The sequence below is a fragment of the Alcaligenes sp. Me129 genome (assembly GCF_050487245.1).
GTDB classification, from domain to species: Bacteria; Pseudomonadota; Gammaproteobacteria; order Burkholderiales; family Burkholderiaceae_B; genus Alcaligenes; species Alcaligenes phenolicus.
In genome coordinates this window covers 1-23,337 of the sequence record NZ_JBKQGX010000015.1, presented here as the reverse complement: position 1 = coordinate 23,337, position 23,337 = coordinate 1, and the positions used below count along the sequence as shown (strand labels likewise).

23 protein-coding genes are annotated in these 23,337 nt (G+C 52.1%); 15 read left to right on the top strand and 8 right to left on the bottom strand.

Annotation, left to right across the window (positions count from 1 at the left end; genetic code table 11):
• Positions 1–7: 7 nt before the first annotated feature.
• From ACLPGZ_RS14780 to ACLPGZ_RS14720, 13 genes are all read left to right on the top strand, one after another.
• Positions 8–949, top strand: coding sequence for a TrbL/VirB6 family protein (locus tag ACLPGZ_RS14780; protein WP_321291558.1), 942 nt, complete (start codon positions 8–10; stop codon positions 947–949).
• A gap of 236 nt (positions 950–1,185) precedes the next feature.
• Positions 1,186–1,872, top strand: a complete 687-nt coding sequence (locus ACLPGZ_RS14775) for a VirB8 family type IV secretion system protein (protein ID WP_026485326.1) — start codon at positions 1,186–1,188, stop codon at positions 1,870–1,872.
• A 19-nt stretch (positions 1,873–1,891) separates the two neighbouring features.
• Positions 1,892–3,013 carry a TrbG/VirB9 family P-type conjugative transfer protein gene (locus ACLPGZ_RS14770; RefSeq protein WP_321291557.1) on the top strand — a complete coding sequence of 374 codons (1,122 nt, stop codon included), beginning with the start codon at positions 1,892–1,894 and terminating at the stop codon, positions 3,011–3,013.
• Entirely contained in the window at positions 3,010–4,110 is a 1,101-nt protein-coding gene (virB10, locus tag ACLPGZ_RS14765) for a type IV secretion system protein VirB10 (protein WP_321291556.1), read from the top strand. The genes ACLPGZ_RS14770 and virB10 overlap by 4 nt, the downstream gene beginning before the upstream one ends.
• Positions 4,111–4,135: 25 nt before the next feature.
• Complete coding sequence (virB11, locus tag ACLPGZ_RS14760; protein WP_321291555.1) at positions 4,136–5,137, top strand: P-type DNA transfer ATPase VirB11; 1,002 nt, start codon at positions 4,136–4,138, stop codon at positions 5,135–5,137.
• 20 nt (positions 5,138–5,157) lie between these two features.
• Positions 5,158–5,424 (top strand): hypothetical protein, encoded by a 267-nt coding sequence (locus tag ACLPGZ_RS14755; protein WP_321291554.1) that lies wholly within the window; start codon positions 5,158–5,160, stop codon positions 5,422–5,424.
• Between the two features lie 41 nt (positions 5,425–5,465).
• Positions 5,466–6,470 (top strand): TrfA, encoded by a 1,005-nt coding sequence (locus ACLPGZ_RS14750; protein ID WP_321291553.1) that lies wholly within the window; start codon positions 5,466–5,468, stop codon positions 6,468–6,470.
• Between the two features lie 654 nt (positions 6,471–7,124).
• Positions 7,125–7,571, top strand: coding sequence for a hypothetical protein (locus ACLPGZ_RS14745; protein ID WP_321291552.1), 447 nt, complete (start codon positions 7,125–7,127; stop codon positions 7,569–7,571).
• Between the two features lie 42 nt (positions 7,572–7,613).
• Positions 7,614–8,357, top strand: coding sequence for a StbB family protein (gene stbB / locus ACLPGZ_RS14740; RefSeq protein WP_321291551.1), 744 nt, complete (start codon positions 7,614–7,616; stop codon positions 8,355–8,357).
• On the top strand, positions 8,350–8,784 hold the full coding sequence (locus ACLPGZ_RS14735) for a hypothetical protein (RefSeq protein ID WP_321291550.1): 435 nt from the start codon (positions 8,350–8,352) through the stop codon (positions 8,782–8,784). The genes stbB and ACLPGZ_RS14735 overlap by 8 nt, the downstream gene beginning before the upstream one ends.
• 61 nt (positions 8,785–8,845) lie before the next feature.
• Positions 8,846–10,435 carry a helicase HerA-like domain-containing protein gene (locus ACLPGZ_RS14730; RefSeq protein WP_321291549.1) on the top strand — a complete coding sequence of 530 codons (1,590 nt, stop codon included), beginning with the start codon at positions 8,846–8,848 and terminating at the stop codon, positions 10,433–10,435.
• Positions 10,436–10,473: 38 nt separating this feature from the next.
• Positions 10,474–13,398 carry a MobF family relaxase gene (gene mobF / locus ACLPGZ_RS14725; protein ID WP_321291548.1) on the top strand — a complete coding sequence of 975 codons (2,925 nt, stop codon included), beginning with the start codon at positions 10,474–10,476 and terminating at the stop codon, positions 13,396–13,398.
• A 556-nt stretch (positions 13,399–13,954) separates the two neighbouring features.
• Entirely contained in the window at positions 13,955–14,689 is a 735-nt protein-coding gene (locus ACLPGZ_RS14720; protein WP_321291547.1) for a hypothetical protein, read from the top strand.
• Positions 14,690–14,729: 40 nt separating this feature from the next.
• On the opposite strand, the gene ACLPGZ_RS14715 is transcribed toward ACLPGZ_RS14720, so the two are convergent.
• The 6 genes from ACLPGZ_RS14715 to ACLPGZ_RS14690 form a co-directional block, all read right to left on the bottom strand.
• The gene (locus ACLPGZ_RS14715) at positions 14,730–14,993 is read right to left on the bottom strand and encodes a BrnA antitoxin family protein (RefSeq protein ID WP_321291546.1); all 264 of its coding nucleotides are present in this window, start codon (positions 14,991–14,993) and stop codon (positions 14,730–14,732) included.
• Positions 14,977–15,276: a BrnT family toxin gene (locus ACLPGZ_RS14710; protein ID WP_321291545.1), complete on the bottom strand. Its 300-nt coding sequence runs from the start codon at positions 15,274–15,276 to the stop codon at positions 14,977–14,979. The genes ACLPGZ_RS14715 and ACLPGZ_RS14710 overlap by 17 nt, the downstream gene beginning before the upstream one ends.
• A gap of 64 nt (positions 15,277–15,340) precedes the next feature.
• Entirely contained in the window at positions 15,341–15,829 is a 489-nt protein-coding gene (gene ssb / locus ACLPGZ_RS14705; protein ID WP_321291544.1) for a single-stranded DNA-binding protein, read from the bottom strand.
• Positions 15,830–16,281: 452 nt separating this feature from the next.
• Positions 16,282–16,812 (bottom strand): hypothetical protein, encoded by a 531-nt coding sequence (locus ACLPGZ_RS14700; RefSeq protein WP_321291543.1) that lies wholly within the window; start codon positions 16,810–16,812, stop codon positions 16,282–16,284.
• Between the two features lie 76 nt (positions 16,813–16,888).
• Complete coding sequence (locus ACLPGZ_RS14695) at positions 16,889–18,694, bottom strand: ParB/RepB/Spo0J family partition protein (RefSeq protein ID WP_240631493.1); 1,806 nt, start codon at positions 18,692–18,694, stop codon at positions 16,889–16,891.
• 332 nt (positions 18,695–19,026) lie between these two features.
• Positions 19,027–19,257, bottom strand: a complete 231-nt coding sequence (locus ACLPGZ_RS14690) for a hypothetical protein (protein WP_162988191.1) — start codon at positions 19,255–19,257, stop codon at positions 19,027–19,029.
• Positions 19,258–19,739: 482 nt separating this feature from the next.
• Here ACLPGZ_RS14690 and ACLPGZ_RS14685 point away from each other — a divergent pair, with 482 nt between their 5' ends.
• Positions 19,740–20,015, top strand: coding sequence for a hypothetical protein (locus tag ACLPGZ_RS14685; RefSeq protein WP_026484376.1), 276 nt, complete (start codon positions 19,740–19,742; stop codon positions 20,013–20,015).
• A 27-nt stretch (positions 20,016–20,042) separates the two neighbouring features.
• On the opposite strand, the gene ACLPGZ_RS14680 is transcribed toward ACLPGZ_RS14685, so the two are convergent.
• Positions 20,043–21,350 carry a Y-family DNA polymerase gene (locus ACLPGZ_RS14680; RefSeq protein WP_321291542.1) on the bottom strand — a complete coding sequence of 436 codons (1,308 nt, stop codon included), beginning with the start codon at positions 21,348–21,350 and terminating at the stop codon, positions 20,043–20,045.
• Positions 21,320–21,751 carry a LexA family protein gene (locus tag ACLPGZ_RS14675; protein ID WP_026484378.1) on the bottom strand — a complete coding sequence of 144 codons (432 nt, stop codon included), beginning with the start codon at positions 21,749–21,751 and terminating at the stop codon, positions 21,320–21,322. The genes ACLPGZ_RS14680 and ACLPGZ_RS14675 overlap by 31 nt, the downstream gene beginning before the upstream one ends.
• Positions 21,752–21,969: 218 nt before the next feature.
• Here ACLPGZ_RS14675 and ACLPGZ_RS14670 point away from each other — a divergent pair, with 218 nt between their 5' ends.
• Positions 21,970–22,995, top strand: a complete 1,026-nt coding sequence (locus ACLPGZ_RS14670; protein ID WP_321291541.1) for a helix-turn-helix transcriptional regulator — start codon at positions 21,970–21,972, stop codon at positions 22,993–22,995.
• Positions 22,996–23,337 lie beyond the last annotated feature (342 nt).

Here is a 23,337-nt window from a genome sequence, read left to right as displayed (position 1 = left end):
AGCCATCATGGCCTTTAATTCGTCCCAAATTTCTCAACCTGAGAACGCTGACAGAATTGCCGAATGGTTGATGAAGCAGGTAGATGTGGTCCTAAATTCTGCGGTTGCTAAACCCATTGAGCAACTGGCCCAGGCTCTTGCACCCATCATTATTATTGGTTTAACAATTCAGTTTCTGTTCTACACAATAGCTATTATGCGTGGCTATGGAAACATGAATGTTACTGAACTGGTATGGAAATACATACGTATCGCCATAATTGCAGGTTTCGCAACAACAGGAGGGCTTTATCAAACTAATATTGCCAACACGATGCTTTCATTACCAGATGATATGGTTTCCATAGTGGCAGGAAAAACAACTGTAGCTACAGAGATTGATCAGCTTCGACTAAGCTCAAAAGAAGCAGCGGATGAAATTGACAAAAGAGATACCGGATATCTGCCAAGCTCTGAAGACATCGTCTTGTGGTTAATGAAAACAGGCATCCATGTGAATGCTATGGTCGTTGGCGCAGTTATTGCTATTTTAATGATTGTCGTTAAAGTCGGTATGGCTTTAATAGTAGCCACTGGACCTATCTTTATCTCGGCATTGGCCTTTGATCGTACCGAGGGTATGTTCAATAGTTGGGTTTCACAAGCCTTAAATTTTGTTTTCTTGGCACTGTTGGCAGGGCTCCTCTTTGGAGTCCTGATTCAGATCAATATCTCCTACGTTAAAATGATGATCCGACTTATTGGTAATGGAACCTTTTCGGTACTCCCTCTCGTTACCGCTCAACTCCTCGTTGCCTTAGCTAGTATTTTTGTCATGATCATGATTCCCGGCATAGCACAAGGATTGTCAGGCGGTTTCGGCGCGCAATTTGGTGTTGGTAGCGCCAGCCGTGGAGCCATGAGCGCACTACGTGCCGGGCACCTTCTTCGCAAACTTCTCGGTCGCTAACTCTTCGTCGGCTCTACAGCTCGACTGAAATTCTTCCCCATCTTTAATTCAGCCCTCTACGTTACGTCGTAAGTGGGCCAGGAGTCGTTTTCCCATGAAAGTCTCTCTCATCACGATGGCCTTGGCCATCGTGTTGGCCGGTTGCGCCTTTACCCCACCCCAACCTCGTCAACCGGCTGACTCACCTCAAGTCCCTGTCAACGCAACCCCCCCGTTGCACGTATCTGGAGTTGTTCATGAGTAAGCACCTGGAAACTATCAATGTCGCCCAGGAACTGGAAAAAAACCGTGGCCTAGAGCGCGATCTGACCCATGAGTTAGTCTCCAGTCGTCGTCTGGCGTGGCGACTTTGCCTGTTCATGGGTGTGCTGGCAATGGCCAGTGTGCTGGCCGTAGCAGGGCTAACGCCGTTGAAGCAACCACCCGAGATGTATGTGGTTCGTGTCAACGACGCCACCGGTTCCATTGAACATGTCAGCCGTTTAGGTGACCCACTGGATACCTATGGTGATCGGGTCGACAAGTATTTTCTCAACACGTATGTACGTAGTTGTGAAGGATATAACTGGTACACCATCCAAGAGCAGTTTGACACCTGCGCTCTACTTTCTTCACCGCCCATACAGGCCCAATACGGCAAACGATATGTAGGACCGAACGCACCGACCGAGCGCCTGGGTCAACTGTCAAATCTGGATGTACAAGTGCACTCAATCACACTGGGTGCCAATCAAACAGCCACGGTCCGTTTCAGTACGACTCAACGCGAAGTTGCGTCGGGCCGCAATGAACGCGAACAGCACATGATCGCCACTATTGCCTACGGATACATCAACGTGCCGCTGGATGAGTCCGTCGCGCGTCGTAATCCCCTCGGATTTCAAGTAAATCGCTACGACCTGGCGGCCGATCTCTCACGTTAATCCACAAGAAGGAGTTCCCATGAACCGATTTGCCCAAGCGGCATTGGCGGTGGCCTTGGCGTGCGCGGTCGCCACGCCTGCTGCTGCCCTGAATGAACCCGAACGCTCTGCCTCAGATCACCGCGTGCGATACGCCAGCTTCGACCCTGCAAACGTCATCCAGCTTGATGCAGTGATTGGCGTTGCAACCATGATTGAGCTTGAGAAAGGAGAGCAGCATCAGTTCCATGTCTTCGGTGACAGTGAAGCCTATGACTTCACCGCTCACGATAATTACGTCTTTTTCAAACCGATGATGGAGCAAGCCGACGGCAATCTGATCCTCATCACTAATCGACGCAATTACACCTTTCGCATCACGTATCACAACGACCGTGCGACCAACCGCACGCTCTACAAACTGGTCATGCGCTATCCGGACAGCGACGCCGTACAGACACGCCAACAGGCGCGTCAACAGTATGTTCAAAGCGCCTTTGCCCAAGCTGGCAAGCCGGTGAACTGGCAAGCGTACACAAAAAGCGGCGACCTGGATCTGGCCCCCGTACACGCCTGGGATGATGGGCAGCAGACCTGGCTGCAATTTGCGTCTGCTGCTGAGATTCCAGTCGTGTACAGAGTGACAGAGGATGGCCAGGAAGTCCTGACCAACTATCACATGGCAGATCAACGAACGATGGTCTTGCATCGAACCAGCAAGCGTTGGCATATTCGATTAGGAAACCGGGTTGTGGCCATTCATAACGCCGCATTCGGACAAATACCACCAAAACCGTATACCGGCACTGTCTCACCGTCGGTCAAACGCGTCGTTCATGGAGCCGAACCAGCCAGCTTGCCACCACCGGCTATCGTGCCTACGACACCAGCAGCCACGTACCCGGTTGAGCCGACGGTAAGCCCACAAGCCAATGCGTTGGTCCCTCATCAACTCAACGTGCAAGACGGTCAGACCTGGATGCAATTTGGACCTGGCTCCTTACCGTTGGTCCAGCCACTTGACGAGTCGGGTGTGCCTTTTCAGGCCAAGACCACGATTCAACCAGACAACGTTCTGGTGATCGACAGCACGGCCTCTGCCTGGCAATCGCAGCAAGGGACATCCACTCATACCTTCACCACGAAGGAGCATTTGAAATGAGCAGCATCGAAAAGGACGCCAACAGCGTTGAGGATCGCGGGCCCAATGAATTAAGTGGCGCACGACGTCCATTACCACCTGGCGCGAAAGGCTTTCTGTGGCTATGTGTGTTGATCGCCATTGGCATCATCAGCTTTGTAAGCTGGCGCTGGCTCGCGAGCAGTGATGAAGCCTCCGATGGTGCGGATGATTCATCAGTCAGCGGTATCAGCAACTTGCTTCAGTTACCTGAGCTCAAAGCGCCTCAAACTCCAGCTTCCAGTGTGGAGCCCACGCTACCTGAAGAAACGACTCCCAACGAGCCACTGGGCGATCTGACTATCCCGATGCTGCCCAAAGTGATTAATAGCGTTGATGCTCGACGCTTGCGTAGCCCCTTACGAGCACAAAGCAATGAAGGGCAGCAGACAAACCCACAAAACGCGACTTCAGTTGCGGTCAATAGCGATGCAGGTCCCTTGGCGAATCAGCTGCGTCCACTCGAACTGGCCCCGTCAGTGGCCGGTCAACTCGGGAACCGCAACTTCTTGATTACCCAAGGCACGATGATCGATTGTGTCATGCAAACCCGACTGGTCACCGCCCAGGCTGGCATGCTCACGTGCAATGCCACGCGTGATGTGATGAGCGCCAACGGCAAAGTCGTACTGATCGACGCCGGTACCAAGTTTGTTGGCTATCAAAGCGGGGGGATTGTCCAAGGTCAGCCACGCGCTTTTGTAACTTGGCACCGTCTGGAAACACCTACAGGCGTCATTCTTAATCTGGGCTCACCTGGAACCGGTTCACTGGGAGAAGCCGGGGTCGATGGGGCCATTGATCACCACTTCTGGGATCGACTGGGCAATGCCATTTTGCTTAGCTTGCTGGGGGATTTAGGTAGTTGGGCTTCGAACCAGGGCAACAAAGGAGATGGAAACATCCGATTCGACAACACCCGCGAAGGTGGTCAGGAAGTGGTGGCCAAGATTTTGGAACATTCCTTAGATATTCCCCCAACCCTTTATAAAAACCAGGGCGAACGTGTCGGCATCATGGTCGCTCGCGATCTGGATTTCAGTAAAGTCTATGAACTCAAACCTACTTACACCCGATGAGTCAAAGAGCTGCAACACACCCGTCATGAACCAACTTCTTGATCCGGGATTCGCCGCACGAGCTGAGTTGCAGACCTTGGCTCCATTTTTGAACGACACCACAATTACCGAGTTAGCGATTGTGCGACCTGAGTTTGTCTTTGTGCGTCAACGCGGGACCTGGCAAGAGCACCCCTGCCCTGAGCTCACATTAGCTAATCTGAAAGGACTGGTATTGAGCTTGGCCGTCTATAACGGCCTGGATTTAACTCCAATCATGGTTGTGCGCTTACCGGATGGTGAACGGGGACAAGTGGTGCAGTCGCCGGCCTGCCCAGAGGGCACGTACATTATCAATATACGCAAGCACACAAGGCTCGTTAAGACACTTGAAGAGCTCGAAGCCGATGGCGCCTTTGATAACGTTCGTGACAGTTTGGACTTGCTTGATGAGCAAGGACTCACGCCCATTGACCAGTATCTGCTTGATCTAAAACAGCAGCGTAAATTCACTCAGTTTCTGCATGAAGCTGTTCAAGCCCGCTACAACATCATTGTGGCCGGCCCCACCAATTCGGGCAAAACCACGTTTGCACGATCACTGATTGAACGAGTGCCGGTCAAGGAGCGCTTGATTACGATCGAAGACGTGCATGAGTTGCTATTGCCCAACCACCGTAACGTGGTGAACCTGTTTTATGGCAAAGGTCAAGGACGTGTATCAGCAACGGAGTGCGTAGAGGCCTGCATGCGATTGTCACCTGATCGTATTTTTCTGGCCGAGTTACGCGGCTCAGAGGCCTGGGAATACATGACAGCGTTAAACACTGGTCATCCAGGTTCAGTCACAACAATCCACTCAAACAGTTCACTTGAAACCATCGATCGAGTGATCACTTTGATCAAACAATCGCCTACCGGCGGCCAGCTGGATCTGGAGACAATCCGCATGTCGTTACGGAACACAATTAACGTCGTAGCGTTTTATAAAAACTTCGAACTAGAAGAAGTGTTCTTTGACCCGCGCAATCGTCGCCCTGGCCTTTAACCCCATAAAAGGAGAACACCATGGTCGAACCATATGAGGGTGTCGGCTTCGCCGTCTATTCCTATAACTTGATGACCGAAACTTACAACAACGGCCGAGCCGAACGCAAGAATCTGGAGCAAATCGCCTCCGACATTGATGCCAGCTATCCCTGGGATGAGCGGTCCGGTTGGCGATACAAACAATGGTTGCGTGCCCGTCGCGAATTCTTTGAGCAACATGACCTACCGGGTCTGCAACCACGGCGCAGCCTCAAACTGAAAAACGAATTTGCGACTTATAGCTAGACAGCGACGTATCCCCCCTTTGTTAATCCAATAACCGCCCCATGCGTATTTCGCATGCGGCGGTTGTCTTATTGAACGGCATAGGGGCGCACCTCATCGACAAGGCCGTCCTGTGCCTATCTGCCATCAGGACCATCATGTCTTTGCCAAACCAACGACTGAGTACGGCTTTACATCGCTTGACGGAAACAGCCAGGCAACGTCAGACCACGGCAACTGCCTGCGAACCGGACAAGCCCGCCTTCAAACGAATATTCCTACCTGGCATCAACGAAAACACGCGAGCAATGCCCAATTACATCGCGCGTAGCAGCGTTTTCGCACCCATAGCAAGAGGCCATCGCAAAATGCACGATGACGTTGAGTTCCTACGCAACGAACGAGTTGTTATCAAAGGCTCCGGCAAACAGTTGTGCGAAGATCATGCTGATGTTTGGATGCATGCCATGTATCTGCAAATCACATGCCCATCTGACCAACGCCCCGTAGTCAATCGTGCTGATTTTTTACGGGCGCTTGGCCGAAATACGAGTGGAGCCAGTTATCAATGGCTGCACAATTCGATGAAAGATCTGGCTCGATTCACCCTATCGATCGAGGCAACAAGACCTAATGGGATCTTGAAATACAGCTTTGGCAATCACCCTTCCAGTCGAGTGCTGGCCATGTTAGGGGGGTTTGATTATGACGATGAGCTCAATGAATACACGCTGTATGTAGACCCACGCTGGACGCAGATTTTTGGCAATCGTGAATTTACTTTGATCGATTGGAATACCCGGTTAAGCATGCGCTATGCGTTATCTAAAAGCCTACAGCGCTTGATTGGCACCTCAAAAGATGCTGAGCAGCGCTACAGCCTGCAAATTCTCAAAGAACGCTCACAATACGCGGGCCGGATGCGCGATTTCAAACCGGCGCTGGAGCGAGCGATCAATGAGCTGGCAGAACTCGGCCTTATCCTTTCACCTCGTATCGAAACAAGTCGACGCGGGGTGGAACAGGCAGTCTGGAATCGACTTAGTGATGCACCTCAACCAGCCTAAAAGCTAGTCTTAATTAGATCCCTAATAACGTAATAGCATCGCGCTTGCTGACCATTGTGTCGCCGAAATAGACCTGTGGGTAACTCATTCAGAGCATCGTAATAGCATCGCGCCCCATCGTAATAGCGTCGCGCCTTATCGTAATAGCGTCGCGCTTTATCGTAATAGCATCGCGGTTACATTTCTGAACGCCTTTACTCATGCGGGTTTCAGAGCCTTTGTTACACCTCTACCTTCTTTCTACCTTCTTTCTACCATAGGACTGTGGATAACTCGATATTTGCACACAAAGAAAGTTACATTTTAGAAACAATTATCTTATGCCCCCTTTCTCTGCATGCAACGCCTGACGCTGTAATCGAGGTTCGTATCACGTCAGTCCCCCACGCTGGTCGCGTGGGGGAAAGGTAGACCCCCAAAGAACATTGGTCCCCACCCTGACGGGCGGGGATGGATGTACCCCTTGGCCGCGGAACCCCTGCCGGGTTCCCTGTCCAGTCCGCCTATGGTCGGACTGCAGCCTCGACCCTTCCCCGTGGGCCTTGCCCCCCACGCCCGTCACCGGGCGCGGCTCCCCCTGCGCGGCTCTGCCGCGCTGCTGTCTTCAACGTGGAAAGTGACATTTGCTTTCCAGCACAACTAGGAATCCAACCCATGCAAGTTGACAAATTCGTCGAGCAATTTCGTCAAGCATTGGCCGATGCTGACCCACGTTCCACCAAAACAGCACGCATACGCCTGCTGTCGCCGCTCATCGAACAGCGGCTTGCCAACGGTTCGTCATATGCCGCGATCGTGGAGGATCTGAACAAGGCGGGTATCGCCGTTTCGCAGACAATTTTTTCCACCGTCCTTTGGCGAATACGACGTGAAAAACAATCCGCCTCACAACAGGTAATTCCTTCCTCTTTAAAACCACAACCTCTCGTTGCATCGGGAGCCCCAGTCCGAACGCCGCCACCAAACTCACTCGCTGTTCAAGGACGCCCCAGTTCCATCGAAACACCCGCCGATCTGCGCCAGATCCATGACATGGAGATTGACCTGGATGCTCTGCGAGAAGAAGGCCGCGCTCTGCGAGCTAAGCCGAAATCCTCTTAACCCCACCTTTGATTCACCCTCACAACCTGAAGGAAAACTTTCATGAAAATCGCCGTTTTGAACTACACCGGCTCGGTCGGTAAAACCGTTGTGGCATCGCACCTGCTGGCCCCGCGCTTGAATCATGCCCAGATTTTCGCTATCGAATCGACCAATGAAACAGCGCAAGATCTGGGGCTGGATGTCGACCAGCTACGCGGAATGCAGTTTGGCAAACTGTTCCGCGGTTTGCTCACGCTCGACGATGCAATCGTGGACGTCGGGGCATCGAACATCGAGGAATTTTTGGCACACATGTCGCGTTACGACTTGTCCCACGAAGAAATTGACCAATTCGTGTTGCCGGTTGTCCCGACAGGCAAAGCACAGCGAGAAACCATCAAGACCGTTGCCGCCTTGAGCGGCCTGGGCGTGCCGGCCAATAGAATCCGCGTGCTGTTCAACCGCGTAGAAAGCGATGTGGATGAAGAGTTTCTGGCGCTGCTGACCTACGCCAAGAAAACTGGCGAATTTGTCGCCAATCCTCAAGCCGTCATTTTCGAGAACGAAGTGTTCGAGCTGCTGGCAGATAAACGCATCACCATCGCCTCGATACTGGCCGATCAAAATGACTACCGCCAGCTTTTGCGCGAGGCAGACCCAAAAGATCGCAAACGCATCTCACACCTGTCGGATATGCACACGTTAAAAGCACTGGCACGCCCAGTAGATCGTCAGCTTGACCGTGCTTTTCAGGCCCTATTCGGGGATGTGCTGCCTGTCACCAACGGAGCTTCGCATGAGTGAAGAAAAAACAGCGCGGACAAAACTGGATCTGTTGTACCAGGAGACTCTGGGTGATGTGGCCGGGCTGATTGAGCGCGCAGAACGCATCAACGACAAACAGCGCGAAATTGCAACCGCTCTTGTGGCCGGTATCGAGGCCTTTTCCGCTGCCAATAAGCAGTTGCAAGACTTGCCCGAAGATTTGGCCAACACCCTTGGAGCCGTGCTCGATCGTGCCAGTATCGATCTGACCGATCAATTGGTGCACAACGTGCAAGGCAGTCTCTCACCCATCCGCGCTGAGTTAAAGCTGATCAGTGCGGACACCGCTCGATACGCCAGGTTAGCCCATGCCTCGGCACGCAAGATGGCCATCCTAGCGTTGGTCGTTGGGGCCAGTGCCGGGGCAGGCGCCACCGCACTTTTGTTGCGCTTTCTTGCTTCATAAACACGTCTGTATGCCTATGCCTCGGGACTCTGACCAAGGCATAGCTTTTCAAGGATTTTTTATGTCACCGATTACGAGACGACGCTTGTCGGTATTGTTAATTGTTGCATTCCCGCTTCTGGCATGGATAACAGCTGCGAGCTTGGCCAGCGGGGTAGCTGTCAATCATTGGGATGCACGCACCACCTGGCATCTAATGACAGCAACAGTCCAGTACCCCGTCCTCTATATTCCCCCTGCCATTGGATTTGTCTTGTCATTGGTTGCCGTTATTGCGTTAAGCAAAATGTTTAAACGCACGGCCGGATTTGAAGGCGACCGTTTCACACGACATATCCGAGGCACGAAAGTCGTTCCCATCGCCAAGCTGCGTTCACAATGTACGGACCGATTACACCGACAGGTGGACGTGGCCTCTGTACCGATGCCGGTAAAAGTAGAAAACCTTCACACACTTATTGGAGGGGCTACCGGCAGTGGTAAATCCGTGGTGCTACGCAGAATGGCCAAGTCCGTGAGAAAGCGTGGGGACCGAATGTTTGTGATCGACCCCGATGGCGATTTGCTCAGCAAGTTTTGGAAGCCAGGCGACATCATCCTCAATCCGTACGATGCTCGTTCACCGGGCTGGGCGTTCTTCAATGAAATTCGGGCGGAATATGACTGGAAACGCCTATCCCATTCAATGGTACCGATGAGCCAGGATAAGAGCGCAGAAGAATGGAACGATTACGGACGTTTGTTGCTACGCGAGACAGCCAAGAAGCTCTACACCGTCACACCTGACAAGGCTCACATCGACGAGCTATTTAGGCTGTGTACGATTGAGGACCCTGCCAAGCTCAAGAGCTACCTGGCAGGAACATTGGCTGAATCGCTGTTTGTAGGTTCATCTGAGGCCAGTAAAGCGCTTTCAAGTGCTCGCTTTGTACTGTCGAACAAGCTATCCGAGCACACCAGCATGAAATCCGGCCCATTCTCAATTCGTGACTGGATTGACGATCCCAACGGTGGAAACGTGTTCATCAACTGGCGTGAAGACATGGTGACCGCAATGAAGCCATTGGTCTCCTCTTGGGCTGATGTGTTCATTACGGCTGTCCTGTCATTGCCCGAAGATGCAAAACGACGCTGGTGGTTGTATATCGACGAGTTGGCCAGCCTGGACGCCCTGCCTTCATTGGAGGATGGGCTGACCAAGGGCCGTAAAAAAGGCCTGCGTATCGTCGCTGGCCTGCAAAGCACGTCCCAACTGGACTACATCTACGGCGAGAAGAAGGCTCAAACGATTCGTGCCAGTTTTCGTAACTTGCTGGTGCTGGGTGGATCTCGCACTGACCATGAAACGGCTGAGGATCTGAGCAAGAGCCTGGGCGAGCATGAAGTAGAGCGTCATAAATACAGCGTCTCTCGCTCCGTGGGTGATCGCAATACCAATGATCAAAATACCCCGGTCACAGAGCGGGTGGTCACCGCTGCGCAGATTCAAGCCTTTGATGACTTAAGCGGCTATGTCGCTTTTGCCGGTAAGTACCCGATTTCACGGTTCAAGTTGCAGTTTGAACCCTTTCCTCAAGTCATTGAACCGTTCATTGAATCGAGTCAACTCAAACGTATTCCCCGTTCAACACAAGACACCGCTGCCGCTTAGTGACGTCCTTCCCTTATCTTGCCAGTAGGAAACACATCATGATTACCAAAGAGGTTTTACACCGCTCTGCGGCCGCCAAGCATACGCATTACTACGGCGATCAGGCTGATGACTACTACAGCCGTGACGGCCAAGCAGCTATCTGGCAAGGCAAGGGAGCCGAAATGCTTGGCGCATCCGGCATAGTCGATACCCAGCGATTTCATGCAATGTTGCGTGGTGAGTTTGGCCATGGCGTGAATGCGGGCAACAGCATCCGCCACGATTCACAGGCCCGCTCAGGCCTGGATCTGACGATCTCAGCACCTAAAAGTGTTTCATTGCAAGCCTTGATCGGTGGTGATGAGCGCATTATCACGGCCCATGACCGAGCTGCTGAACGCGCTTTAGCCTACGCAGAGCAGCACTTTGCGCAGTCTCGACAAACCATCCGAGGTAAATCACAGGTCGAAAACACAGGCAACCTGATCATCAGTAAGTTTCGCCATGAGACTGCCAGAGCGACGGATGGCTCCCCGCCGGACCCCCAACTTCACACCCATGCCGTCATCATGAACCTGACCCGACGCCAAGATGGCAGTTGGGCCGCGCTGAACAATGATTTATTAGTTCAGTCCCGTCCGCTCCTGGACTCGATTTACATGGCTGAATTGGCTAAAGAGTTAACCGCCATCGGCTACGATCTGCGCTTTGAAAAGAACCATATCGAACTGGCACATATCTCACGTGACCAGATCGAGCACTTTAGTAAACGCAGTGCGCAAATGCACCAGCGACTGGCCGACGCGGGCATGGACGGTCACACTGCCTCTCATGCGCAACGCCAGATGGCCGTTCTGGCCACACGCAAGGCCAAAACCCAGGAGTTCACCCGCGACCAGCTTCAAGCGGACTGGACAACACAAGCCAAGGACATTGGCATCGACTTTCAGAATAGCCTGCACAACTCTAAAGAGCGTGCCAAGGATCTGGAAAACCTTGCTCGCCACTCACCAGAGCCAGAGGCTCGTCAGCGCATTGCTGATACCGCGATGATCTGGGCGATCAAACATTTGTCTGAACGCGAAACGGTCATGAGCCAGTCCGAATTGCTGAGTCACGCACTACTCCATGGGGAAGGCGCTGTTAGCGCAGAACAATTGCGGCAGTCTTTAAACCGACTGGTCGAGCAAAACAAGCTGGTGGCCAGGGCCTTCCATTATCGCAGCAGCTCTGACCATGAAGCCAAACCGCGCACACGGCAGGCCTGGGCGCAAGAGCTCGTCCAACTGCGCCGCATCCCTATAGAAAAGGCGCTGCAACAAGTCGACCAGGCCATCGATGTCGGTCGGTTGACACCCACTGAACCTCTCTTTGCGACTCAGACTGCATTGCGCAGTGAACGCGATGTCGTATCCATGATGCACGCGGGACGTGACAAGGTAGCGCCGGTGCTCACGCGTGATCAATTACACGCGGAGTTAACCGACACCACTCTCACTCCTGGCCAGCGCAGCGCCATCGAACTGATGCTGTCAGGCCAAGACCAGGTAGTTGGTGTGCAAGGATTGGCCGGTACAGGCAAATCATTCGCACTTCAAGAGACCAAGGCTTTATTAGAGGCGCGTGGATATCGCATGATTGCCTTGGCTCCGTACGGTGCACAGGTCGCTAATCTGCGCCAGGACGGCATTGAAGCCAACACGGTCGCCTCAATGACAACGGCTACCGAGACCGAACGCCTCGACAGCAAGCTGGGCGAAAAAACGGTCGTCGTCATTGACGAAGCGGGGGTTATTCCGGTGCGCGAGATGCAAAAGTTGCTACACCGATTGCAACCCAGCGGTGCTCGCGTCGTATTGCTCGGGGACACTGGCCAGACAAAGGCAGTCGAAGCCGGTCGGGCGTTTGCACTGTTACAAGAACAAGGTATGAAAACCGCCCTCATGGGTGATATTCAGCGCCAGAAAAGTGACACGCTTAAACAAGCGGTCGAACTGGCTGCCGTTGGCAAAGCCAGCGCATCGCTCAAAGTCCTGGAAGATCATGTCGTTCAGATTGATGATCGCATCACTAAAAGGGATGACGGCACCCAAATTCGCGATAGCAGTCCTCGCTATGAAGCAATCGCACGTGAGTACGTCAACCTGTCTGATACTGCACAAGCCAATACGCTCATTGTCACTGGGACCAACCACTCTCGTCAGGCCTTGAATCAACGCGTGCATGAGCTCAGAGGTCTGAGCGGCAAAGGACGGCCATACCGCCTGCTCACCCGACACGACACTACCCGAGCTGAGCGTCGCTGCGCCAAGTACTACACGGTCGGTGATATCGTCCAGCCCGAGCGCGATTACAAGAACGGAATGAAACGTGGCCAACTGTATGAGGTCGTCGAATGCAACCGCTCCACCGATAGGTTGATCGTTTTACCCCTGCGCCCCGATCCTGGCCAGGAAGCGAAACCCATAGAAGTAATCCCGAAAACCATGAGCACGCTATCGGTCTATCACCAGCACACCGCAGAAGTATCCGTAGGCGACATGGTTCGGGTCACTCGCAACAATGCTGAGCTCGACCTGGCCAATGGCGAGCGCTATGAAGTACTCGGTATTGCGCAAGACTCGGTGACCATTGCTGCCAATGGCCGAGCCGTCACCTTGTCCGCTGATCAACCTCTGCACCTAGATCATGCCTACGCGACGACTGCCCATAGTGCCCAGGGCTTGACCTGCGATCGCGTGCTCTACAACGCGGAAAGTTTTTCGCGCACTACCGCCCAGGACACATATTACGTGAGCATTTCACGCGAACGGCATGAGGTCACCGTCTTTACGGATAACGCCACGATGCTCCCCAAGGCAGTCAATCGAAAGGCCTACAAAGGGCTGGCTCATGACTTGCTGACCACCCGCAACAAGGCCAAGTCGCACACACTTGACCACACGAAACCAGAGAAACAGCATGCCGAGCTTGAGATTTGAGTTTTTAACGATGAATTGTTCAGCAACTGTTTAAAAACTGTTTGCTGGTTGTTGGGAGTTTGATGAGGCAATGTTTAAAAACTGTTTGCCAATAGTTTGATTCTGTTTATGAGTTGTTTAAAAACTGTTGGTTAGTGCATAAAACTCTCTTGTCTACACGCCTAAAAGCCACAGACGTGTCACAAATAAATGGCTTGGCCATTGGCTTTAAGATGCTTTTGTTGCTCTATTTGTTCCACACTGCCTAAAGTCACCAACCTTTTGAAAGCCCGCATGCATGCGGCTTTCGGCACCCCTGCGGGGGTGCGTCCTGTGTGAGACCTTAAGGGCCACAAAGAGCGCCAGCTCGTTGAGGGACTTTTGGTCTCTTGCCTGGTCCCCAGACCAGGCGGCGTCACTATGATGGGGCCCCGGCAACGCCGGGGAAACTCACTCTCCCACCAACTCCGATTTAGCCGCTGCTATTGAACAGCGCGGCCAGATTGTCACGCCTTTATCACTCTGATGAAGGCTTCACCATGCAGTGCATCAAACTGCGCGTATTAGGAGAATTACGATGATGGAAAAGAAACTGAAGAATGGGGATGACAGCACCAAACGCAAATCAATAGATGATCGCGAGCGACGGCGGCAAGCTGAAAAGTCACATGCTGTTGAGCAGCAACGGCGCTCCAGAACCATGGATGGACCCAGATTATTCCGGGATGTGATGGTCAAACTGGGACTTCAGCGACAACCGGCTGAGCGTGAGCACATCAATACGAAGATTTATGAGGCCAGTATGTCATTAGAAAAATTGACGTCAGCCGATCACGCAAGAGAGGAGCAACGAACTTTTGAGCGTCCGTTACAGGAACATCAATTGGAACATGAAGATCGTGACTATCAGTCGGTCGACTGGAGTGCCTACTATGACTCTGAAAATGCGGGATATGTAGGGAAAGAAATACCAGCAACTGCTCACGGAGACCCGGACCTACTTCAAGCCTACAAAAATGGAGTGAGACTATTTAATAACTTGGCTGAAGCGTCATATGAGGCAGGCCGAGACGGGCTTGAAATGCCCCAATCTACCCAAACCCATCCAGATCTACTTAAAAACTATATCCAGGGACTAGAAGAACATAAAGTTGATCTACATATGAAAGGAACGGAGGCTCCTCGATCCAGTTTTGAGCGTGTCAATCAGTTGATGATCAATGCCAGGGCTATCTCTGGCAAACTGCCGCAGCCAAGCCTGGAACGTCATGACAGACAGTTCAATTCAGAAGGGCCGGAGCTGGAACGGTAATCCCGATAGACAAAGGCCACCGAGAGGTGGCCTTTGTCGACTAGCGAGAATGCGAAATATCGTTTTCTAGCAGCATCCGAACATAACGAGTATAGGGAATGCCTTTACTGGCTGCCTTCGCTTTAACCGCAGATAACAGCGCGGATGGAATACGCATGTTCAACGCAGCTTCCTTCTTAGCGAATTCAAACTTCATCGGCTTGAAACCGGACAAATCGTATTCCGACAGATCAGCATTCTCCACAAATTTTTCGGCTTCTGCGTCACTGCGCAACGATGGTAGAGGCTTAAGTTTTCTGTTCATAATGATCGATCTCCTTCTGGTGCATGAAACGTGCGCTGATGGGTCGCAATTTGGTTTGACCACCTACCTTGCGAAACATAAACACCAAAAACACATACCGGCCAGCAACAGTTTTTCCAATAGCCCTCATGCGCGGCTCATCAGGAAACGGATCAGGCATAACAGCAGGGCCACCCAAGAAAACCTGCTCGATTTCCTCGCGAGTAACACCGTGCTTGCCGCACTTGGGCCAGTTGCCGTCATCCCAGTCAAGTCCATGTATTTCCATAGAATCAATATACACTAACGTCTACACAAATGCAAAACAAGGCCCTGTGACAGCAGGGCCTTGTGATCCCTAGTATTCCCTAGAACGGAATATCATCATCCATATCGGCCAGATTGTCAGAGGGCGGCGGTGTCTCGGGCTTCGCTTTTTTGGCTGCTTGCTTAGCTGGACGTTTGCCTGCTGGCTTGCCCTGCGGTTGCGGTTCTGGCGTTTCGCTGGCGCCCTCTCCGCCCCGTCCACCACCCAACATCTGCATCTGCTCGGCTACAATTTCCGTGGTGTAACGGTCTTGGCCATCATCACCAGCCCACTTACGAGTGCGCAGACGGCCTTCTACGTAGACAGGGCGACCTTTACGCAGGTACTCACCCGCGATTTCAGCCAGACGGTTGTAGAACACCACACGGTGCCATTCGGTTTCCTCGCGGCGCTCGCCGGAGGTACGGTCTTTCCACTGCGAAGTTGTGGCAATGGAAATATTGCAGATAGCAGCCCCTTCCGCGCTATAGCGTACTTCGGGGTCACGTCCAAGATTGCCGACCAAGATCACTTTGTTTACCGATGCCATGATGATTGCTCCCAAAAAATCAATTCCAAGGATTTACCGCTGACCGGGATCGAAGATTCCGAGCCCGATTTGTAGATATGTGTTGCGTTCTACATTTCGGCTTGCGGTGTATGCCGCCGGTCTCGTTAGTTCGTCGCCCTTGCCGTGCCGAACCATGGAAGGACAAACGGAAAGGGACCGTGGAATAAATAGGGAGCGAAGCGAACGGTTTATGCCGCGAAAGCCCTTGGAGTGCGGGCCTGGAGTGGTACGGTCGGCGTTTTTGGGGCGACGGACTGACGAGACCGGATTCGCGGTAGCCCATTGATGAGAGGACGCAACACAGCCGCGCGGCGAGCGCCTTCTGTGCGCAGCACACCAACTAGGCCGCGCCGCGGCCCCGGCAAGCAAAGCGGGGACAATCCCCGCGCAAGCGCTCTGCCTCGCAAAGCGCTTTCTGCTGGTTCTGTCACTTACTGCGGAGTAGAGTCGTCACTCACGTTACTCAGCGATTTTGGAGCCAATTCTACTGTGTGTCCCATCCGAGTCAGTATCTCCCGCTGAAACTTCATAATTTCCTTATCATTCAAATCCGAGCTTTTGAATTTGCAGCGGTCTTTAGCAGTCTCGTAATCAAAAACAGTGAATGGCTTGTTACGCGCATATGGTTTCATTTGCGCTAGCTCACGGAGTTCGCACTCTTCCCCCTGATTACTAAAACGGGCAATGTCTCCACTTGTGAGGTATGTTGTTTTCATATAGAACCAGCTACCTGAGCCTAGGACGAGAACAATAACGATAGACAGAAACCAATCCATTACATCCGTCTCTTTAAGAACAGCCATAAACCCGGTTGTTTTATACGGCACCATCTTCCCACTGGCTTCATTCCATTGGAGCCCTTCTTTAGATGTGATCAGATAGACCAGGAGCACTACAAAAGGAACCGTAAGCGCCATAAACTCGTAGTAACTCATAAAACGAGCTATCTTCATCAACAACATGCCCTTCTCCCTAAAATAAACATAAGTTATTTCACCGCCTATGAGCTACCCCAAAGCGGGGTAGCTTCCCTAGCACTCAGTTCTGTTTAATAGTCATGATTGATGGCAGCCAATTAGTACCCGCAAGCGCTTTCTCTGCGGTATCAATCGCCTCTTTTTTCTTCATCCGCACCAAAGGTGCGGCTTGCTCGGGCGAAGCCCCTTCGGAAACGACTTCCACCAGCCGGTCTTTCGAGACATGGTTTAGGTAGGTTTCACCTGTAGCGCTCCACCACTCGGGCATCTGGATGTTCAGCAATCCTGCTAGTTGATCAAGCGCGTTCGCCTTGCTGGACTCTTGGTGCTGGATACCCTGTACAGTGGTCGCCACCAAGTAGGCCAACAACTCAAGCAACGTTTCAGTATCCTGGCTCAATGCCCAGGCCAACTCGCCGCCATCGCTACCTGGAGTAATCACATCGCCCCAATGCTGCTCTATACGCGCTAACTCCTGACCAGCGCGGCTTTCCGTGAAGTCTGGCGCGTTTGACGCCAAGGGTTCGCAACTGGTCGAAATGCCCAAGCCAAAGCCGCCGTGACTGTAATAGCCAGCACCGAAATGACGACGAGCCAGCTGAGCGACCAGCACGGCCAGGGCCACGTTAGGATTGTTAGCCAAGGCGGCTTGCACAATGGCCGTTTTATTGGCGGTTAACTGGCGGACCAAGCGTTCAGAATGCGTTGGGCGGGTTTTCACTGCTGGAAGGGAAACACGCCCTACTCCGTCAGCGTCTTGTTGCTGTTGCTGCTCCTGAGCCTGCGCACGATCTTCTGGGCGAATCAAACCTTCAACTATGTTCAGTACCCCTTGGTAATCCAGGCGAACAATGCAACCTGCTACTTTTTTCTGGCTATCGGTATAGGCTACGCACTGATCTTCAATCGCATCGATTTGCTCTCGTAGCTCGTCAAGCTGCTGATTCAATGCGTGCCATTCATCTTCATCAGCCTTTTCTTCCTCTTCTTCAAGAATCGCTATCTCATGCATCAGCGATTTTTCTTGGGTTTGCAATTGGGCAACCGTCGCCTGCTGCTCCGGCGTCAGATCAACCGGTTCTGGATAAACTCGACCATAGCGATTGCTGACTGGCTCAGTATCAAGCGTCACTTCTGCCCAAGCCCAACCCTGTGCTGTCAAACTAGCCGCAGTTTCTTGCAACTTGCTTAGCGCCAGCTGATCGACTAACGTTCTATCAGTTAGATAAATGCCGTTCAGGTCATCTTCATCAGCAAACAAATCTCGCGTCACTCCGCCGCCAGCAGCTTGATAAGCGTCCAGGCCGATAAAATGCACAAGCCGGTGATTGGCTGTCATAGCCTCTTCAATCATGCCGCGAATAACACGGGGATTCTTTCTGTCCCACATATCCAGATTGGAATACACCTGCACTTGACGCTCTTGATTGTCCGTCATTGCATATGCCATCAGTGCATCCAGGGATACTTCGTTGTCACGATATGCCTGCATCAACATCGGTGCCACACGGCCCAACTGCAAGCGACGTCGCACAACGGTTGCCGTGACTCCGAATGCGGCAGCCACATCTTCAATGGTTTTGCCTTGGTCTATCAGCTCTGCAAATGACTCAAACTCGTCTGCCGGATGCATCTGCTCACGCTGCACGTTCTCTGTGATCGACACAAGCAAGGCGTTTTCTTCGTCGTAGAGATTGCAAGCGACTAATTGCCCTTCAGGCCAACGCCCATCGTTCAACAAATGATGGATTGCCTGCAAGCGCCGTCCCCCTGCAACAACCTCATGGAAACCACGTTTTTTGCTTTTGACGACAGCCAGGGCATGAAGCAAGCCGACAGCCGCAATCGAGTCAGCCAGTTGTGGCAACGGTGTCTGACCGGCGGTTTTACGGGCTTGGTACTTCTCAGAGACGATCAGCTTGCGCGGGTCCAGTTCAATGGCTTTGTGTTTCATAGTGCGTACCCCTACCGACTTAGTGAACCGTCGAATTGCCAGCTACTGGCAATGCGTCGGAAAGCAATGCGGACAATCGGCCCAATTGGGCAACGGTCAACGCTGGCAAACGAAAGGGAGTTGCGGTCGCATGGGCTTCTCGCCATTCCTGGGCTAATTTGATAAGATCAACTTGCATTACGTGAACTCCTTCAAGGTTGTGTGATGCCTGCCCCTGTTTCGGTTGCGTCCGAACAGGGGCTTCTTTATGCAATGTGTATATAGAAAAAACCAACGAACACGGCGCATTCAGGCAAGGTTGTTGACTGGCCCCAATCATCGCTATTTCGTGGGCCAAAACGAGGGTCTTGTGGGTCGTGGCCTGAACTGAAAAGGACAGCGCCATTCGGTTTGACCACATAGTGAGTTTCGGTAGTTTCATCACCGTCTTTCACGGTTACGATGTACCCTTTAAGTCGTGTTTTCTTCGCTTGCATAAACCACCCCTTTAAACATTCCAAGGATTTACCGCTGACCGGGATCGAAGATTCCGAGCCCGATTTGTAGATATGTGTTGCGTTCTACATTTCGGCTTGCGGTGTATGCCGCCGGTCTCGTTAGTTCGTCGCCCTTGCCGTGCCGAACCATGGAAGGACAAACGGAAAGGGACCGTGGAATAAATAGGGAGCGAAGCGAACGGTTTATGCCGCGAAAGCCCTTGGAGTGCGGGCCTGGAGTGGTACGGTCGGCGTTTTTGGGGCGACGGACTGACGAGACCGGATTCGCGGTAGCCCATTGATGAGAGGACGCAACACAGCCGCGCGGCGAGCGCCTTTTGTGCGCAGCGCACCAACTAGGCCGCATCGCGGCCCTGGCAAGCAAAGCGCGCAGGCCCAATAGGGCCGAAGTCAAAAAGTTAAATGGAACTCGTTGAACTCAACGACAGACGGTTAAGCAGGTATTGATCAAGAGGACACTGATGAACGCAATAATTCAGCCTTTAACAACCTTTATGTGGTGGGTACCACCAATTGGTTTGTTAATTACTGCTGGTCTCATTACTGCTGGCGTATTCCATGCTTATCGTGCTGTACGGCTTTGGCAACTACGTAATACTCCGATCTCAGATCCCGTGATAGCCAAAGCCTTGGAAGGAGTGAAACCACCACCCTACGCGCTATACGCTGCGATGTATTTTGCTGGGGGCATTATTATGGCAATTGCTACGTTCATATTGCGGCAAACCACTCTTTAATCCACGACTCGCTTCATTCAGGCATCCTTATTTCCAAACGTCCACAATTTGACTCCAGTCAGTGGTGTACGCCGGTGTCATGCGTTCTTGCTTCATCTTCCACACAGCATCAACTGGTGCGAACGAACTAGCCGCTGAAATCGTGCTGCGACCGTACCGTTGATTGATGCCATCCAGTACAGCCATCAGCGCAGATCGGTCGGAGGTATCGACCACTTCACCGGAAGAGAATAAGGTGCGCTGCGCATCCGCTTGCTGCTGCGTAGCGAGATCCAACAGACAAACCCCCGCTTTTGAGTATTTAAAACCTTCACGATAGATTTTATGCAGGCCTTGCAGCGCAGCCTGCACCAGACTGGCCGTGCAGTCCGTCGGCGTCAACAACCGAACCACTGTGCCGCCGGAGTACTGGGGGTCATTGCGAAAATAACTGGTGCGGATGAATACGAGAATTGACGCTGTCACGCCCTCCTGTGCCCGCAGTTTTTCAGCGGCGCGACTGGTGAACGTGCTGATCGCCTGCTCAAGGTCCTGCAGCTCCAGAACAGGCTTGCCGAACGAGCGTGAACACATGATTTGCTGCTTCTCAGCTGGCATGTCCTCCCACTCCATGCATTGCTCCCCTGCCAACTCACGCGCTGTCTTGGCTAGGACGATAGAAAACCTGTCACGCAATACACGCCAGTCAGCTTGGGCCAGGTCAGCAGCGCTATTGATGTTCAACGCCTGCAACTTCGGCGCCAGCTTTCTGCCTACTCCCCACACCTCCTCAATCGGCACGTGGCGGATGGCACGCATCAGGTCCGCCGTGGGCAGCCCGGACAAATCGCACACGCCTTGTAAGCGCGGCATTTTCTTGGCCAGGTGGTTCGCCAGCTTGGCCAACGTCTTTGTCGGCCCGATGCCCACGCATGTTGGAATCCCAACCCATTGGCGCACGCGTTGACGGATCTCACTGCCGATCTCCCGTCCAGTACCGGAGACGCCCGTCAGGTCAAGAAACGACTCATCAATCGAATAGATTTCCTGGCGTGGCGAGAACTGTCCGATGACGTTCATCATTCGATTGCTGAGATCACCGTATAAGTTGAAATTGGCAGACAGGGCGACTAATCCATGGGTGTCGGCAAGGTGTTTGATCTGAAACCAGGGCGCACCCATCGCGATACCAAGATTTTTAGCTTCTTGGGTCCTAGCAATGGCGCAACCGTCATTATTTGAAAGCACCACAAGTGGCCGCCCTTCATACGCTGGACGCATTGCACGCTCACAAGAGCAATAGAACGAGTTTCCATCGATGAGGGCTATGCGTGTAGATGGCCTTTTAGTGTCCATGTAACAACCCCCCAGACTGCTAGCTCTTGACCGTCACGGAACTCGATATCAGTAAAAGTAGGATTTGCAGCCTGCAGCTTTACTCGACCTGCTCGACGAAATAGACGTTTGATCGTGAACTCACCATCAATAACAGCGAGCACAATGTGGCCATGTTTTGCCTCTATAGAGCGATCGATCACAACATAGTCGCCTTCATCTATTCCGGCATCTCGCATCGAAGGTCCGCGGACACGCATAAAAAAAGTAGCGTCAGCTTGTTGAACAAGCAGCTCATTCAAATCCAGGCGCTTCTGTGCATGATCTTCGGCAGGACTGGGAAACCCACACTGAACTGTTGTTGGGGTAGCCCATACGTGTACCGGTAACTGTGAAAGAGGGATAGGTAGCATACTATTCATGCCTAAATACTGTATAAATAAACAGCAATTTAGCAGGATACAAGGTAAATGTCACGGCTACATTTTGACCATTTCTTATCATTGTCTCTTTTCTTAGCAGGTCTTTTATATAGATATATCAATACGATGTTGCGCTTTTAACGTTCAACCCATACACTAGCAAAAGCACTATGATTTCATAACGCAAACTAATTTAATCAAAATGAGGTCAAATTGAAATGATGGGTGACAAAGCAGGTAAAATATTGATTAGAGGCATTGACTCAGAAGTACTCAAACAACTTGAGCTGATGGCCAAAGAGAATGAAAGATCCCTTGAAGCCGAGGCGCGTTTCGCACTACGGTCTTGGGCAAGACCTGCTTTTTCTGCCATAGAGCAGAGCCTACGACGCAAGGACATTTCAGCGCGACTTAATGAAGCATTAGACAACATCAATGAAATTAGGCACGCAAACAAATTACGACCGTCTCATATCGCAAAAAAAATTGGCTCCGCTTACGCTGAGTCTGTTGAAAACTGGTTTCTTGGACAAGAGGAGCCGAGCTTCGCTGAGCTTGAGAAAGTTGCCATGGTACTGGGCGTAAATAGCAGTTGGCTTGCGCACGGCGACGACACTCCATTCCCAATTGGCTACGTCCGCTTAAGCGAGGACCCAACAATTGCAGCTCGGTGGTTGCTTGATTTTTCACCTGCAGCTGAGCCCGCCATCGTCCAGCCTTTAGATCCCTCAGACAAACACGAGAAATTAGTATTTGTACGTAGTGATGACCAAACAGGCTCACTAGCGATTATCAAAATTATCGGAAAACATCACTGCACAACATTTCGGACCCCGACCCATGTCAGCAACTCTATTGGAGCCGGAGGAGCCGCACAGCTTCGAGCCCTTTTCCTGACGCTTGAGCTTCTTTACAAAGTATTTACCCGCGGAGGCATTACCATCAAAAGCATGATCATGCCCAAAGAGGAGTTCTCCGATGTAATTGCCGGGAAGATACACCCGCTTTCCCTCGACCCACAAGAGCAAAATGAACGCCCTTGGTGGGAGGACATATGGGATGAAAAAGACAGCGGTAAATATAGCTATTGGGATGAGTGGGAAAGCATCACCAATCGTATTCATCGAGAAATTGAGCTCTCGAAACACTCCAATGAGCTGCGAGCGCAAATTCGAAGCGGGGAATATCCAGGCATCAAAGAGCTACGGGACTACTTAGAAACCAAGGATTCGCAAAATAACTAAAATTGCCCGGACCGTAACTTGAGCACAGATATCGGTGGTGGGGGGCTCCTGCAAGCCCCCACCATCTAAGAACCTAGAATAGGCTCATCTGCCCTACCTCCACTCCTTTATGAATAGCGCGCACCACATGCTGCACTGGCTCCACCTGACTCGATTCAACTCCTGCACGCTTCATCTTAGGCATCAGCAACTGATCGACATTGCTAACGGCCCGATGTTTGCGCAAACGAGGTGACCAGCTGCCCAGGATATGAGCTGGTGTGTACCCCCCGCTGTCAGAATAGTTGGAACCTCAGTTGCTGTTAGAGTCCCAAACCATTGGGGGCAAAGAGAAGGTTCCGA

Excerpts from the sequence above, each read along its gene's own strand:
- ACLPGZ_RS14770 (WP_321291557.1), top strand. The coding sequence starts at position 1,892 with ATGAACCGATTTGCCCAAGCGGCATTGGCGGTGGCCTTGGCGTGCGCG.
- ACLPGZ_RS14685 (WP_026484376.1), top strand. The coding sequence starts at position 19,740 with ATGAACGCAATAATTCAGCCTTTAACAACCTTTATGTGGTGGGTACCA.
- ACLPGZ_RS14780 (WP_321291558.1), top strand. The coding sequence starts at position 8 with ATGGCCTTTAATTCGTCCCAAATTTCTCAACCTGAGAACGCTGACAGA.
- mobF (WP_321291548.1), top strand. The coding sequence starts at position 10,474 with ATGATTACCAAAGAGGTTTTACACCGCTCTGCGGCCGCCAAGCATACG.
- ACLPGZ_RS14675 (WP_026484378.1), bottom strand. The coding sequence starts at position 21,751 with ATGAATAGTATGCTACCTATCCCTCTTTCACAGTTACCGGTACACGTA.
- ACLPGZ_RS14715 (WP_321291546.1), bottom strand. The coding sequence starts at position 14,993 with ATGAACAGAAAACTTAAGCCTCTACCATCGTTGCGCAGTGACGCAGAA.
- ACLPGZ_RS14680 (WP_321291542.1), bottom strand. The coding sequence starts at position 21,350 with ATGGACACTAAAAGGCCATCTACACGCATAGCCCTCATCGATGGAAAC.
- ACLPGZ_RS14755 (WP_321291554.1), top strand. The coding sequence starts at position 5,158 with ATGGTCGAACCATATGAGGGTGTCGGCTTCGCCGTCTATTCCTATAAC.
- virB10 (WP_321291556.1), top strand. The coding sequence starts at position 3,010 with ATGAGCAGCATCGAAAAGGACGCCAACAGCGTTGAGGATCGCGGGCCC.
- ACLPGZ_RS14745 (WP_321291552.1), top strand. The coding sequence starts at position 7,125 with ATGCAAGTTGACAAATTCGTCGAGCAATTTCGTCAAGCATTGGCCGAT.
- ssb (WP_321291544.1), bottom strand. The coding sequence starts at position 15,829 with ATGGCATCGGTAAACAAAGTGATCTTGGTCGGCAATCTTGGACGTGAC.
- ACLPGZ_RS14735 (WP_321291550.1), top strand. The coding sequence starts at position 8,350 with ATGAGTGAAGAAAAAACAGCGCGGACAAAACTGGATCTGTTGTACCAG.
- ACLPGZ_RS14730 (WP_321291549.1), top strand. The coding sequence starts at position 8,846 with ATGTCACCGATTACGAGACGACGCTTGTCGGTATTGTTAATTGTTGCA.
- ACLPGZ_RS14720 (WP_321291547.1), top strand. The coding sequence starts at position 13,955 with ATGATGGAAAAGAAACTGAAGAATGGGGATGACAGCACCAAACGCAAA.
- stbB (WP_321291551.1), top strand. The coding sequence starts at position 7,614 with ATGAAAATCGCCGTTTTGAACTACACCGGCTCGGTCGGTAAAACCGTT.
- ACLPGZ_RS14700 (WP_321291543.1), bottom strand. The coding sequence starts at position 16,812 with ATGTTGTTGATGAAGATAGCTCGTTTTATGAGTTACTACGAGTTTATG.
- ACLPGZ_RS14690 (WP_162988191.1), bottom strand. The coding sequence starts at position 19,257 with ATGCAAGCGAAGAAAACACGACTTAAAGGGTACATCGTAACCGTGAAA.
- ACLPGZ_RS14750 (WP_321291553.1), top strand. The coding sequence starts at position 5,466 with ATGCGTATTTCGCATGCGGCGGTTGTCTTATTGAACGGCATAGGGGCG.
- virB11 (WP_321291555.1), top strand. The coding sequence starts at position 4,136 with ATGAACCAACTTCTTGATCCGGGATTCGCCGCACGAGCTGAGTTGCAG.
- ACLPGZ_RS14775 (WP_026485326.1), top strand. The coding sequence starts at position 1,186 with ATGAGTAAGCACCTGGAAACTATCAATGTCGCCCAGGAACTGGAAAAA.
- ACLPGZ_RS14670 (WP_321291541.1), top strand. The coding sequence starts at position 21,970 with ATGATGGGTGACAAAGCAGGTAAAATATTGATTAGAGGCATTGACTCA.